The sequence below is a fragment of the Streptomyces sp. NPDC047022 genome (assembly GCF_040644155.1).
Lineage (GTDB): Bacteria > Actinomycetota > Actinomycetes > Streptomycetales > Streptomycetaceae > Streptomyces.
The window spans coordinates 15,366-27,415 of record NZ_JBEYVV010000009.1 but is presented as its reverse complement, the minus strand read 5'-3'; the positions used below and the strand labels follow the sequence as shown (position 1 = coordinate 27,415).

At 70.1% G+C, this 12,050-nt stretch carries 15 protein-coding genes; 8 read left to right on the top strand and 7 right to left on the bottom strand.

The window, feature by feature from the left end; translation table 11 throughout:
• The first annotated feature begins 38 nt into the window (after window positions 1-38).
• Window positions 39-614 carry a flavin reductase family protein gene (locus tag ABZ845_RS12510; RefSeq protein ID WP_360977045.1) on the top strand — a complete coding sequence of 192 codons (576 nt, stop codon included), beginning with the start codon at window positions 39-41 and terminating at the stop codon, window positions 612-614.
• A gap of 236 nt (window positions 615-850) precedes the next feature.
• Here ABZ845_RS12510 and arfB read toward each other — a convergent pair whose 3' ends face one another.
• Window positions 851-1,279 carry an alternative ribosome rescue aminoacyl-tRNA hydrolase ArfB gene (gene arfB, locus ABZ845_RS12505; RefSeq protein WP_360977042.1) on the bottom strand — a complete coding sequence of 143 codons (429 nt, stop codon included), beginning with the start codon at window positions 1,277-1,279 and terminating at the stop codon, window positions 851-853.
• 204 nt (window positions 1,280-1,483) lie between these two features.
• On the opposite strand from arfB, the gene ABZ845_RS12500 reads away from it, so the two are divergent.
• Window positions 1,484-2,059 (top strand): TerD family protein, encoded by a 576-nt coding sequence (locus tag ABZ845_RS12500; protein ID WP_360977039.1) that lies wholly within the window; start codon window positions 1,484-1,486, stop codon window positions 2,057-2,059.
• A 245-nt stretch (window positions 2,060-2,304) separates the two neighbouring features.
• Window positions 2,305-2,820, top strand: coding sequence for a GNAT family N-acetyltransferase (locus tag ABZ845_RS12495; protein ID WP_360977036.1), 516 nt, complete (start codon window positions 2,305-2,307; stop codon window positions 2,818-2,820).
• Window positions 2,821-2,896: 76 nt separating this feature from the next.
• On the opposite strand, the gene ABZ845_RS12490 is transcribed toward ABZ845_RS12495, so the two are convergent.
• Window positions 2,897-4,309 (bottom strand): M1 family metallopeptidase, encoded by a 1,413-nt coding sequence (locus tag ABZ845_RS12490; protein ID WP_360977033.1) that lies wholly within the window; start codon window positions 4,307-4,309, stop codon window positions 2,897-2,899.
• Between the two features lie 63 nt (window positions 4,310-4,372).
• On the opposite strand from ABZ845_RS12490, the gene ABZ845_RS12485 reads away from it, so the two are divergent.
• From ABZ845_RS12485 to ABZ845_RS12475, 3 genes are all read left to right on the top strand, one after another.
• Window positions 4,373-4,873 carry a hypothetical protein gene (locus ABZ845_RS12485; RefSeq protein WP_360977030.1) on the top strand — a complete coding sequence of 167 codons (501 nt, stop codon included), beginning with the start codon at window positions 4,373-4,375 and terminating at the stop codon, window positions 4,871-4,873.
• A gap of 61 nt (window positions 4,874-4,934) precedes the next feature.
• A complete protein-coding gene (locus ABZ845_RS12480) occupies window positions 4,935-5,378 on the top strand; it encodes a hypothetical protein (RefSeq protein WP_360977027.1) in 444 nt (147 codons plus the stop codon).
• Window positions 5,379-5,547: 169 nt separating this feature from the next.
• Window positions 5,548-6,231: a pentapeptide repeat-containing protein gene (locus ABZ845_RS12475; protein ID WP_360977024.1), complete on the top strand. Its 684-nt coding sequence runs from the start codon at window positions 5,548-5,550 to the stop codon at window positions 6,229-6,231.
• A gap of 96 nt (window positions 6,232-6,327) precedes the next feature.
• On the opposite strand, the gene ABZ845_RS12470 is transcribed toward ABZ845_RS12475, so the two are convergent.
• Together ABZ845_RS12470 and ABZ845_RS12465 are read right to left on the bottom strand one after the other, a co-directional pair.
• Window positions 6,328-7,734 (bottom strand): FAD-dependent oxidoreductase, encoded by a 1,407-nt coding sequence (locus tag ABZ845_RS12470; protein WP_360977020.1) that lies wholly within the window; start codon window positions 7,732-7,734, stop codon window positions 6,328-6,330.
• 10 nt (window positions 7,735-7,744) lie between these two features.
• Window positions 7,745-8,398 carry a rhomboid-like protein gene (locus ABZ845_RS12465; protein ID WP_360977017.1) on the bottom strand — a complete coding sequence of 218 codons (654 nt, stop codon included), beginning with the start codon at window positions 8,396-8,398 and terminating at the stop codon, window positions 7,745-7,747.
• Window positions 8,399-8,595: 197 nt separating this feature from the next.
• Between ABZ845_RS12465 and ABZ845_RS12460 the strand changes: the two genes are divergently transcribed.
• Entirely contained in the window at window positions 8,596-9,660 is a 1,065-nt protein-coding gene (locus ABZ845_RS12460) for a right-handed parallel beta-helix repeat-containing protein (RefSeq protein WP_360977014.1), read from the top strand.
• 53 nt (window positions 9,661-9,713) lie between these two features.
• A complete protein-coding gene (locus ABZ845_RS12455) occupies window positions 9,714-10,766 on the top strand; it encodes a methyltransferase (RefSeq protein ID WP_360977011.1) in 1,053 nt (350 codons plus the stop codon).
• Between the two features lie 123 nt (window positions 10,767-10,889).
• Here the strand turns inward: ABZ845_RS12455 and ABZ845_RS12450 are convergent, their stop codons facing one another.
• From ABZ845_RS12450 to ABZ845_RS12440, 3 genes are all read right to left on the bottom strand, one after another.
• Complete coding sequence (locus tag ABZ845_RS12450; RefSeq protein ID WP_360977008.1) at window positions 10,890-11,222, bottom strand: TcmI family type II polyketide cyclase; 333 nt, start codon at window positions 11,220-11,222, stop codon at window positions 10,890-10,892.
• Window positions 11,223-11,289: 67 nt separating this feature from the next.
• Window positions 11,290-11,769, bottom strand: a complete 480-nt coding sequence (locus ABZ845_RS12445; RefSeq protein WP_360977005.1) for an SRPBCC family protein — start codon at window positions 11,767-11,769, stop codon at window positions 11,290-11,292.
• Between the two features lies 1 nt (window position 11,770).
• Window positions 11,771-12,028: an acyl carrier protein gene (locus ABZ845_RS12440; protein ID WP_360977002.1), complete on the bottom strand. Its 258-nt coding sequence runs from the start codon at window positions 12,026-12,028 to the stop codon at window positions 11,771-11,773.
• Between the last annotated feature and the right edge of the window lie 22 nt (window positions 12,029-12,050).

The following is a 12,050-nucleotide window of genomic DNA, read 5'->3' as shown; positions in this document are numbered from 1 at the left end:
GATGTGCGGGCCCAGGGGCGCCGACTAGCGTTCCTGACGTGCTGAAGACTTCCTCCGCCCCGCCCATACCGGCCGCCTCGCCCGCCTCCGGGCATGCTGAGGGTGTGAGCAACGACGAGTTCCGCGCCGCCATGTCCCGGCTGGCGGCCGGCGTGGTCCTGGTGACCGTGCACGAGCCCGCGCTGGATCCCGAGGGGCCGCAGGGCGAGGACGTGGGCATGACGGCGACCGCCTTCCTGTCGGTGTCCCTGGACCCACCCCTGGTGCTGGTCAGCCTGCGCGAGGGCTCCCGCATGGACGACCTGCTCGCCGAGCAGCCCCTGTGGGCCGTCTCCGTGCTCGCGGAGAGCCAGCGGCACATCGCGGGCCGGTTCGCGATGAAGGGGCGCATCAGCGACCGGCTCCTGTTCGAGGACATCGCGCACAGCCACGGCGAGGTCTCCGGCGCCCCGCTGGTCGGCGGCGCACTGGCGACCCTGGAGTGCCGCACGGAACAGCGGGTGCCGGCCGGAGATCACACTCTGGTCATCGGCAGGGTGCTCAAGGCCGGGGTGCCGAGCGCGGAAGGCGGACCACTGATGTACTTCCGGGGGCGGTACCGGCATCTGAGCTAGGGCCTCTCGTTTGGATCAGGCCGGGCTCGCGGGCCCTGGCACCGCGCCCTGATCCGGCCTGATCCAAACGAAAGACCCTAGTGCCGCGAGAAATTCCTGAAGGCCGGAAGGAATTGACTGTCCCTCTCCTTCGCGTCTCACGCAGGGCGGGCAAAGTGTCACCGATGCCAATTCAGGGAAATACACCCGATCAGGCAGCGTCCCGGCGGGCATCCACCGAACCGGCGGCCGGGAGACTAACCCCAGTCCCGCCCGGACCGGTTCCGCTTCGTTTCCGACCGCTGCTTCTTCTCGCGCAGCCTGCGCTCGTTGAGCCCCCGGGGGATGCGGGTCGGCTTGCGCGGCCTGGGCGGCGGCGCGGTCGCCTTGGCCAGCAGTGCGGCGAGGCGCACCGCGGCGGCCTCACGGTTGCGCCACTGCGACCGGTGCTCGGAGGCCCGCACGGTGACCACCCCGTCGGTCAGCCGTGCCGCCAGGCGCTCCAGAGCCCGCTGCTTCCACACCGGGGGCAGCGCCTCGGTCCGCGCCAGGTCGAACCGCAACTCGACCTGGGTGTCGCTGGTGTTGACGTGCTGCCCGCCCGGCCCTGACGACCTGGAGAAACGCCACAGGAGCTCGGCCTCGGGAAGCGAGACGGAGCCGCGAATGACGTAAGGACCGGACATGCCTCCATGGTCGCGCGCCCGTCCGCCCCGCGTCACCCGAATATCACCGCCGCGGGGCCGCCGCCGAGGACGGGTAAAGAACGTAAAGAGGCAGGGAACCAACGACACCCCTCTTGGCGTTCATACGGGTGGCTGTAGCTTCGTGCCGTACGGAGCGCACAGGAATCGCACCGTGTACGCGAACAAGGGAAGGGACTCCCGACAATGGCTGTAAGCCTGTCCAAGGGCGGCAACGTCTCGCTCACCAAGGAAGCTCCGGGCCTGACCGCCGTCACCGTGGGCCTCGGCTGGGACGTCCGCACCACCACCGGCACGGACTTCGACCTCGACGCGTCCGCGATCGCGGTCAACACCCAGGGCAAGGTCTACTCCGACCAGCACTTCGTCTTCTTCAACAACAAGCAGACGCCGGACAGCGCGATCGTCCACACCGGTGACAACCGCACGGGCGAGGGCGCGGGCGACGACGAGGCGATCAACGTCAACCTGGCCGCGCTCCCGGCCGACATCGACAAGATCGTCTTCCCGGTGTCCATCTACGACGCCGAGAGCCGCTCGCAGAACTTCGGCCAGGTCCGCAACGCCTACATCCGCATCGTCAACCAGGCCGGTGGCGCGGAGATCGCCCGCTACGACCTGTCGGAGGACGCGGCCACCGAGACGGCCATGGTCTTCGGCGAGCTGTACCGCAACGGCGCCGAGTGGAAGTTCCGCGCGGTGGGCCAGGGCTACGCCTCGGGCCTGGTCGGCATCGCCCAGGACTTCGGCGTCAACGTCTGACGCAGTCCCGCGGACAGCGCCTGATCCGGCGAACGGGCAGGACACGCGGCGCACAGGGGGTCGGATCGTTCGGAAGCCGACCCCCCTCGCCGTACCCGGCGGAGTTCTGCCGCTCGCCACGGTGTTCGATCCCGCCCACGGCTACGCCGCGCTTCCCTTCTGCCGACGCTGAGGGCGCGGGCTCGGCGGCCCTGTGCCCGGGCATCCTCACTGCTCAGGGCTCCGGCCGCGATACGTTGAGGCCCGTGATCCTCGCCCCGCTCCCGCTCTCCACCGACCACGACATCCCCGGTCCGCTGCTCACCGAACTCACCGCGCTCTACGTCTCCAACCGTGACTTCCACGCCCTCAGCGGCGACTTCCCGGACCCGGACGGCATCGGTACGGAGCAGGTGGCGACCGCCCTGGCCGGGGAACTGGCGCACCCGGACACGGAAGTCCTGCTCGCCCGCAGCGGGGGACGCCTCGTGGGGGTGGCGATCACCCTGGCCCATCACCCCGACCCGGCCGACCCGGACCCCTGGATCGGCCTGCTGATGGTGGACGCGGGCCTGCAACGCCAGGGATACGGCCACCGGTTTGCCGCCCTGGTCGAGGACCGCTTCCGCACCGCGGGCCGCACAGCCGTACGCCTGGCGGTACTGGACGACAACACCCGGGGCCTCGCCTTCTGGACGGCACTCGGCTACGAACCGATCGCCCGCCGCCCCGACCTCCAGAAGGGCCGCCCCTGCACGGTGCTGCGCAAAGCGCTCGGCTAGGGCCTTTGCGGCAGGTGTCGGTGGCCCAGAGCGCGCCACCGGCCGACATGCCGCCACCGTGCCGCAGGCCACGGGACTACTCGTGGGCCGGTCTGCCGTCCCCGTACAGCCAGTCGCGCCATATCTCGCTGAAGTCGTGGCCCGGTTCCTTCTTCTCGACGTAAGCCGTGAAGTCGGCGGTGTCCGCGTTGCCGTGGCGATGGTCGGCCGCCCAGGCCTGGATGAAGGCGAAGAAGGCACGATCGCCGATGGTCTGGCGGATCTTGTGCAGGACCATCGCGCCACGTGCGTACACGGGGTTGGCGGAGATCTGCTCGGCGTTCGGCGGCTTCGCGGGCGGGAACGCCCAGACCGCCTTGCTCTGGTCGGGATCGTCGTAGTAGTCGCCCTTGTAGAGCGCGTCGAAGGTCTGCTGGGCCGTGTCGCCTCCGTGGTCCTCCTCCCACAGCCACTCCGCGTAGGTCGCGAAGCCCTCGTTGAGCCACATGTCCCGCCAGCTCTTCGGGGTGACGGAGTCGCCGTACCACTCGTGGGCCAGCTCGTGGACCATGGTCAGGGTGTCGGGGGCGCCGGGGAAGACCGGGCGGGTCTGTGTCTCCAGGGCGTAGCCGGAGTCGTGGGGCCGGTTGACGATCGCGCCGGCGGAGGAGAAGGGGTACGGGCCGAACTTCCGCTGTTCCCAGTCCAGGACCTCCGGCAGCTTCGCCAGCGCCGTGCGGCCGGCCTCCGCCTGGTCCGGGTCGACGGCGGTGTAGACATGCAGGCCGGTCTTCAGGGTGGAGCTGGTGACCTGGTACGGGCCGATCGCGAGCACGGCGAGGTAGCTCGCCATCGGCTCGGCCGTGTGCCAGGTGTACGTGGTCCGGCCGCCCCCGGTCGACTGATGCGTCAGCTCCCCGTTGGAGATGGCCTCGAGGCCCTTGGGGACGGTGATCGCGAGGTCGTACGCCGCCTTGTCGGAAGGGTGGTGGTTGCCGGGGAACCACGCCATGGACCCGGCCGGCTCCCCGAGCGCCAGCGCTCCGTCCTCCGTTCTCAGCCAGCCCTCCTTCGAGCCGTCCGGATCGGTGATCGTCTCCGGCGTGCCCGAATAGCGCACCGTCGTACTGAACGTCGCGCCCTTGGCGAGGTCCCGGGCCGGGCGCACGGTCAGCTCCTGACCGGCGCGGTTCCAGCGGGCGGTGCGTCCCTCGACCATGACGTCGGAGACGTCCAGCCCCTCGAGGTCCAGGTCGAACGCGGAGAGGTCCTGGGTCGCGCGGGCCGTGATCACGGCGGTGCCGGTGAGGTGGTGGCGGTCCGGGTCGTAGGCGAGGGTGAGGTCGTAGTGGGTGACGTCGTATCCGCCGTTGCCGAGCTTCGGGAAGTAGGGGTCGCGCACGCCGGAGCTGCCGGGGGTGCCGTGCACACCGCCGCCGCACGCGGTGAGTGCGAGGGCCAGCGTGAGCAGCGGGGCAAGGGCCGGGACAAGGCGTACGGATCGGGACACGACCGCGATCTTATGGGGCGGCCCACGAGGGTGGGTACGGCCGGGGCGTGACACCATCGCCCCGTGCTCGACATCGGCTACGCCCTCTCCAACCGCTTCCCCGACCCCCCGCAGACCGACTACCGCCGCGCGGACGTCCACGCGCTGCGGCACGACCTGTTCTGCGGGGACGTCTACCTCGCCGACACCAAGGCGGACCGGGAGTTGTCCACAGCCTGGGGATGGGTGCCCGTGCTCGACTTCGCGTGGGCGCTGTGCGACATCGTGGAGCACCTCGACCGCGACCCGCTCGGCAGCCGCGCCGCCCGGCCGCAGCACGCGGAACTGGACTTCACCGAGTCCACCGACCGCATGCTCTTCGAGCGCCGTTTCGGCTGGGTGGACATCGAGGGGGAGTGGCTGCCCGCGAGCGAGCCGCCGCTGTCCTTCTCCCACACCGAACTGCGCCGTGAGTCCCGTGACTTTCTGCACGATCTGATCGCCGACCTCGTGGATCTGCATGAGGATCTCGGTGAGAACCCGGCGATCTGGACGCTCCAGTCCCGTTTTCCGAGGGTCCGGTAGGTGCGCCGGGACGAGGGGCCCATGTGCCGGACGGATGCGCACCTGCCATAGGGTCATGCCCATGCCCGAACAGATGTCCCGTCAGCAGCAGTCCGCTCTGAGCCAGTTGGCGCCCGGCGAACAACTCCTCGCCTACGGCATCGTGGTGCCGGCCAAGGGCGCCAAGAGCCTCAAGATGGGCTATCTCGGCGGAGATCTCGGCCAGGAGATGGTGCGCAGCATCGGCGCCGAGTCCGGTGGGCCCGGCAGCGTCGCGTCGGGCATGCCGCGCACCTCGGGCGCGCTGCTGATGCGCGTCACCGACCAGCGCGTCGGGCTCGTGCACCACTTGAACGGCACCCCCGTCTGGGAGATCCCCCGCACCTGGGCCGTCCGCGTCGAGCGCCGCCCGCGCCTCCAGCTGATGGCCCGCTTCCGCCTTCACTTCGCGGACGGCTCCTGGCTCGCGTTCCTGACCATGCGCCGCCACAGGATCGAGGCCTTCCGGGGAATCATCGGCGGTTAGGGTCTTTCGTTCGGATCGGGCCGGATCGGGGAGCGGGCTCTGGTGCCGTGCATCGCAGGGCGGAGGAGGGCGCCATGGCGGAACCATGGCAACCGGCGCGCGGTGCCCGACCCGGATGCCGGACGGGTCCGCCGGGGTCGTTGTCAGTGGTGAGGTGCAGCATGGGGACATGGCGCGGAACGATCGGAACAACCGGGCGGTGAAGGCGGCGCGGCGGCCCGAGGTGCGGCTGCCGGAACTGGTGGCATGGGCGGAAGGGGAGTTGACGCCCGACGGGGACTACGACGGGCTGGAGTTCAGGGACGCGGACTTCGCCGGGCAGGACGGCGGGGGCGCCCGCTTCATGGACTGCGCGCTGACGGGCTGCGCACTGGACGAGACGCAGTTGCAGAAGGCGCGTGTGCTGGACTCCGTGCTCACCGGCATACGGGGGGTGGGCACGGACCTCGCTGAGGCGAGCCTGCGCGATGTGGAGCTGGTTGACGCCAGGCTCGGCGGGGTGCAGCTGCACGGCGCGGTGCTGGAGCGGGTCGTGGTGCGGGGCGGCAAGATCGACTATCTGAATCTGCGCACGGCCAGGCTCAAGGACGTCGTCTTCGAGGACTGCGTCCTGGTCGAGCCGGACTTCGGGGGTGCCCGGCTGGAGCGGGTCGAGTTCGTGGACTGCGTCCTGAAGGGCGCGGACCTCACGGCGGCGACGCTGGTGGACGTGGATCTGCGCCGTGCGGCGGAGCTCGACATCAGCCGCGGGGCGGGCAGGCTGTCGGGCGCGGTGATCAGCCACGCCCAGCTGCTCGACCTGGCGCCCGTGCTGGCGGCGGAGATGGGGGTACGGGTGGCAGGAGACGACTGAGCCGGAAACGACTCGGCCCGTGGCGGCCGGGACGTGGCCCCTCCGGGGAGGTGCCCGTGGCCCGTGTGCCGTGGGCCGGGTGCCGAGCCCAAGGCGTCAATGGCGGCCCGCCACCCGGTCCGCCAGCTGGGCCAGGCGGGACGAGTCGGTGCTGTGTGTCGTGCGTTCGCGGCGGTCCGCGGCGCGGTAGGTGGCGTACATGCCGTGGACGCCCAGCCAGCGCAGCGGCTCCGGCTCCCACTTGCGCACCCGGTGGTTCACCCAGGGCAGCGTGCTCAGCCCGGTCGCGCCGCTCTGGCCGGAGTCCTGCTGGACGAGGTCGCGCAGCGTGCGGGCGGCGAGGTTGGCCGTGGCGACGCCCGAGCCGACGTAGCCGCCCGCCCAGCCGAGGCCCGTCGACCGGTCCAGGGTGACCGTGGCGCACCAGTCGCGGGGCACCCCGAGCACACCGGACCAGCCGTGGGCCACCTTCACCCCCGCCAGCGACGGGAAGAAGCGGACCAGGATGTCGTGGAGGGCCTCGATGGTCGCGGGCTGGGTGCGGCCGTCGTTGTCGGTGCGGGAGCCGAAGCGGTAGGGGACGCCCCGGCCGCCGAGCGCGATCCGTCCGTCGGCGGTGCGCTGCGCGTACATGTACGCGTGCGCCATGTCGCCCAGCGTCTCGCACCCCTCCCAGCCGACCCCCGCCCACTGCTCGTCGGTCAGCGGCTCGGTCACGATCATGGACGAGTTCATGGGGAGCCAGGTGCGCCGCTGGCCCTTCAGCGATGCCGTGAAGCCCTCGGTGCAGCGCAGGACGTAGGGCGCCCGGACCGTGCCGTACGGCGTCACCGCGTGCTTGGGGCGGATCTCGGTGACCGGGGTCAGCTCGTGGATCGTCACCCCGAGCGCCTCGACGGCCGCGGCGAGGCCCTTGACCAGTTTGACCGGGTGCAGCCTGGCCCCGTGCGGGGTCCAGGTCGAGCCGACCACGTCCGCGACCCGGACGCGCCGCGCGGTCTCCCGGGCGCCGTACAGTTCTCGGTCCTTCTCGCCGTACGACAGTTCGTGCTCGTGGAACGCCTTCAGCCTGGCGAGCTGCGCCGGGGTGTAGGCGACCTCCAGGACACCGCCGACGTGCACGTCGGCCTTGATGCCCTCGTCCTGGGTGACCCGTACGACCTCGGCGACGGTCTCGTTCATCGCCGTCTGGAGCCGGACGGCGGCCTGGTGGCCGTGCAGCTTGGCGTACCGGTCGCGGCCCGCGACACCGTTGTAGAGCCAGCCTCCGTTGCGCCCGGAGGCGCCGTAGCCGCAGAACTTCTGCTCCAGCACGGTGATCCGCAGGAAGGGCGCCGCCTTCTTCAGGTAGTACGCGGTCCACAGACCGGTGTAGCCGCCGCCGACGATGACGACATCGGCGGACGCGTCCCCGGGGAGCGGCTCCCGCTGGGCGGGGAGGCCGTCGTCGGCGTACCAGAAGGAGACTCCGCCGTTGACGGCGCTGCTAGCTGCGCTGCTCATGCGCGGGACGTTAGCCCTTGAGGGCCACCAATGTCTCCTTCGGATTCCATGGTTTTCCGCGGCCCAGGGTCAGCGGGTAGCACGCGAGTCCGATCAGCACCGAGATGAGGTGCCCGAAGTCGGTGAAGGTGGGCGCGGAGGCGAGGGGAAGGGTATAGACGACCAGGACGAACGCCAGATAGGCATAGCGCCAGGGGACGGCGATCCGGTACGTGAGCACCGCGATCGCCCCGGCCAGGGCATAACTCACGCCGACGTCCAGCGTGTTGACCGCCGAGTGGGGCACCGCGCCCCGCTGTATCGCCCGCAGCAGCACTCCCTCGCTGGCCAGCGTCGCCAGCACATGCGCGGCCACGCACACCGCGAGCCAGCGCACGGTGCCCAGCCAGTGCTCCGCCTGGGCGTGGAAGACCGTGTAGAGCGCGGCGTAGGGCAGCCAGCGCCCTCCGTCTATCCACATGGCGCTGGTGATGAACACCCGTACGGGGTCGGCGGACAGCTCATGGATGTTGGTGGAACGCTGCCGCAGAAAGCGCTCCTCGAAGTGGGGCGACATGTGGTGCAGGGCGATGGTGGTGACGAACAGGACGGTCAGCCAGACGTAGGTGCCTGGGGCCGCGCGGACGTACGCGACCACCGGATCGAGCCCACGCCTCAATCGCATGACCCAGTTCACGTACATAAGTATGGTTGGGGCGGCGAGGGCGGTGCCTGGCGAGCAGCCCGTCTCGCAGGGGAAATGGGCAAACGGGTGACATCGCGCGGGGCGCGGGTGACCCGCGGGCGGCTCGTCGGCCCCGGACACGCCGCCGGATGGCCGATCCGCTGTTCAGCGGGTGATCAGGTCATAGCGTAAAGAATATGACGAAAAGCCACATCGCCCGCCTTGTGTGCAGCACGGCACTCCTCGGGTCGGCGGTCGGGTGTGCGGCCGCGACCGCCGCGGCCCCGGCGGCGCACACGGTGCGTCCGGGGGAATCGATTCAGCAGGCAGTGGACGCCGCGAAGACCGGTGACACGATCTTCCTCTCCCCCGGTACGTACCACGAGAGCGTCCGGATCACGAAGTCCGGGCTGACCCTGCGCGGCACGGGAGCCGGCACCGTGATCTCACCGGCCACCAAGACCTCATCGAACGCGTGTGCGCAGGCCGGCAGTGGCATCTGCGTCGAGGGCACGGCCCGCCGCCTGGTCGAGGACACCACCATCGAGTCGCTGACCGTGTCCGGGTTCCCCAAGAACGGGGTGTGGTCGGCGTGGACCGACGGGCTGACCGTACGGCAGGTGACCGCCGACAAGAACGGGCAGTGGGGCATCGGGCAGGAGCACGCCACCCACAGCGCCCTCCTGGACAACACCGCCCGCAGCAGCGGCAACGCCGGGCTGTACCTCGCCAACACCGCCACCACCGCCGAGGCGGCGGCCCTGGACACCCAGGGCACGGTGATCGCGCGGAACCGGCTCCAGGACAACCGGGTCGGCGTCACCCTTCGACGCGTGCGGGACCTGACCGTCGCGAGCAACGACTTCACCGCGAACTGCGCGGCGGTGTTCGTCATCGGCGACGAGAACAAGCCGCGGGGCGGTGCGCTCACCGTGAGCGACAACTTCATCCACGCGAACAACAAGCTGTGCCCGGCGGCCGGCCGGCTGCCCGCCATCCAGGGCGCCGGAGTCGTGCTGAGCGGCGTCGAGGACACCCAGGTCACCCGGAACGTGATCACCGACAACGCGGGCGGTTCCCCGTACGCGGGCGGTGTCGTGCTCTTCAAGAGCATGGTCGGCGTTCCCGGCGAGCGGAACCGCATCACCGGCAACACGCTGAAGCACAACTCACCGGCGGACCTCGTCAACGCGGACAAGGGAAAGACCAACAGCTTGCAGGGCAACACCTGCCGGGTCTCCAAGCCCGCCGGGCTGTGCTGACGGGCCGGGCGACGGCTCCGGCCCCGGACAACACCAGACAGGAGATGCGGCACATGACGACCGCAACCACCGCCGCGCCGACGACCGCGAACACCGCCCCACCGCCGTCCATGCGGCTGAGGGAACTCGTCTTCGGGGCGGCGTGCGCCGCCGCCCTCCGTGCGGCGGCACGACTGCGCGTACCCGACGCGCTCGGCGACGAACCGGCGTACGTGGAGGACCTCGCGACCGTCGTGGGCATCGAACCCCGGCCGCTGCGACGGCTGCTGCGCGCCCTGTCCTGCTACGGCGTCTTCGCCGAGCAGAAGGACGGATCCTTCGCCCACACCGACATGTCCCGGCTGCTGCGCGAGGACGACCCGAACAGCCTGCGCTTCATCTCCCTGTGGTGCACCGAGCCCTGGACCTGGGCCGCCTGGCCCAAGCTGGACGAGGCGGTGCGCTCCAACCACAACGTCGTCGAGGAGCTGTACGGGAAGGAGTTCTTCGACTACCTGCACGAGGACGCCCCGGAATCGGCCGACGTCTTCAACCGCGCCATGACCACCTCCAGCGAGCAGTCGGCGCGCGATGTCGCCCAGCTCCTCGACCTGTCGGGCAGTTCATCCGTCGCCGACATCGGGGGCGGCCAGGGGCATGTGGTGGCGAGCCTGCTGGAGAAGTACCCCTCGATGCGGGGCACCCTGCTGGATCTGCCCCGCGTGGTGGAGCACGCCGATCCCCGGCTGCGCGCGGGAGGCGCGCTCGCGGACCGGGCCGAGGTCGTGCCCGGCGACTGCCGCGCGGCCATCCCGGTCCGGGCCGATGTGTACATCATCAAGAACATCCTGGAGTGGGACGACGACAGCACCGCGCGGACGCTGCGCAACGTCATCGACGCCGGCGGCCCCGGGGCGAGGGTCGTGGTCATCGAGAACCTCGTGGACGACACCCCGTCCATGCGGTTCAGCACGGCCATGGACCTGTTGCTGCTGCTGAACGTCGGCGGGGCCAAGCACACCACCAAGAGCATGGTCGAGCGGCTGACGGCGGCGGGTCTGTTCATCAACTCGGTCCGTCCGGTCAACCCCTACCTGCACGCGTTCGACTGCACGGTTCCCGTATGACCGCCTGCCCATGAACTGCCCTCGTGAACTGTCCCGTGAGCAACCGCCGCACACACCATCGGCCGCCGGGTCCGCGTCGAATGCGGGCCGGCGGCCGATGGCTGTCGGGACGTGGTGCGGGCATCAGGCGATGGGCTCCCGCTCCCAGCGGTAGAAGCACTGAGCCATCGCGTCCTTCGGAGAGCGCCAGGTCGCGGGATCGTACGCCCTGACGTACGCCGTGAGCCGCTCGCTGATCTCCCGGAAGGCCGGATGCTCGGACACCTTGGCGATGGCGGGACCGGGCTCCCGCTCGGACTCGACGAGGTGCATGTACACATCGCCGAACTGGAAGAGGCTGCGCCGGCTGACCCCGACGAGGTGCGGCAGCTCTCCCCGGTCCGAGTCCGCGAACACCTTGGCGATGTCGGGGGCCGATCCCGGGGCCATACGGGCGACGATCAGGGCCTGGTGCATGAGGTCCGTACTCCGTCCTGTCCAGTCGTTGTCTCGGTCGATCTCTCAGTCGATCTCACGGTCGGTTTCAGTCGGCCAGGACCGATGTGGGCCGGTGCCGGGTGGCGACCTGCTCGATGCGGTCCCGGATGAGGGCCATCTGGACCTTGGAGTTGCGGTTGATGTTGTCGGTCATCCAGGCGTCGTCGACAGGCGCCTCCGCCTTCATCTGGAAGTCCTGCGTCCACACCATCCGGGTGCCCTGGGGCACCTCTTCGTACTGCCAGCGGATGTTCATGTAGGCGAAGGGTCCTGGTTCGACGCGGCGGGCCTTGACGCTCAGGGTGTCGCGGTCCGTCTCGCGCTCCGAGACCCAGCTCCACACCGTGCCGTTCTCGTCGGGGTGCATGGTCAGCCGGAACTGTGTCCGGTTGCCCTCGCGGGAGAGCACCTCGCAGGACGCGTACTCGCTGAACAGCTGCGGCCAGTTCTCCAGGTCGTTGGTCATGTCCCAGACCAGGTCCACCGGCGCGGCGATGGTGATCTCGTTCTCGGTGTGTCCGGCCATGTCAGGCTCCTGCCATAAGGGTGGTGTTGACGAGGTCGAGGAACTGGCGGGGGGTCTTGCAGCGCTCCGCGTCGGGCGGCATCTGGGTGCCGTGCCGGTTCTCCAGCTCGCCCACGATGCCGAGCAGGCCGAGCGAGTCGATTCCGAGACTGTCGAAGTCGGAGTCACAGCTCTGCTGGAGGTCCTGCGGAGCGACGGTGACCCCGGCGGCCTTCTTCATCAGTTCGGACAGTTCTTCCACGGTGATGCGCTCACTCATGCGATTTCTCTCCTTTCCTCTC

Bases quoted from the DNA above. Each gene is read 5' to 3' on its own strand.
- ABZ845_RS12445 (WP_360977005.1), bottom strand. From the start codon at position 11,769: ATGGCCGGACACACCGAGAACGAGATCACCATCGCCGCGCCGGTGGAC.
- ABZ845_RS12470 (WP_360977020.1), bottom strand. From the start codon at position 7,734: ATGAGCAGCGCAGCTAGCAGCGCCGTCAACGGCGGAGTCTCCTTCTGG.
- ABZ845_RS12440 (WP_360977002.1), bottom strand. From the start codon at position 12,028: ATGAGTGAGCGCATCACCGTGGAAGAACTGTCCGAACTGATGAAGAAG.
- ABZ845_RS12480 (WP_360977027.1), top strand. From the start codon at position 4,935: ATGCCCGAACAGATGTCCCGTCAGCAGCAGTCCGCTCTGAGCCAGTTG.
- ABZ845_RS12475 (WP_360977024.1), top strand. From the start codon at position 5,548: ATGGCGCGGAACGATCGGAACAACCGGGCGGTGAAGGCGGCGCGGCGG.
- arfB (WP_360977042.1), bottom strand. From the start codon at position 1,279: ATGTCCGGTCCTTACGTCATTCGCGGCTCCGTCTCGCTTCCCGAGGCC.
- ABZ845_RS12465 (WP_360977017.1), bottom strand. From the start codon at position 8,398: ATGCGATTGAGGCGTGGGCTCGATCCGGTGGTCGCGTACGTCCGCGCG.
- ABZ845_RS12455 (WP_360977011.1), top strand. From the start codon at position 9,714: ATGACGACCGCAACCACCGCCGCGCCGACGACCGCGAACACCGCCCCA.
- ABZ845_RS12450 (WP_360977008.1), bottom strand. From the start codon at position 11,222: ATGCACCAGGCCCTGATCGTCGCCCGTATGGCCCCGGGATCGGCCCCC.
- ABZ845_RS12500 (WP_360977039.1), top strand. From the start codon at position 1,484: ATGGCTGTAAGCCTGTCCAAGGGCGGCAACGTCTCGCTCACCAAGGAA.
- ABZ845_RS12460 (WP_360977014.1), top strand. From the start codon at position 8,596: ATGACGAAAAGCCACATCGCCCGCCTTGTGTGCAGCACGGCACTCCTC.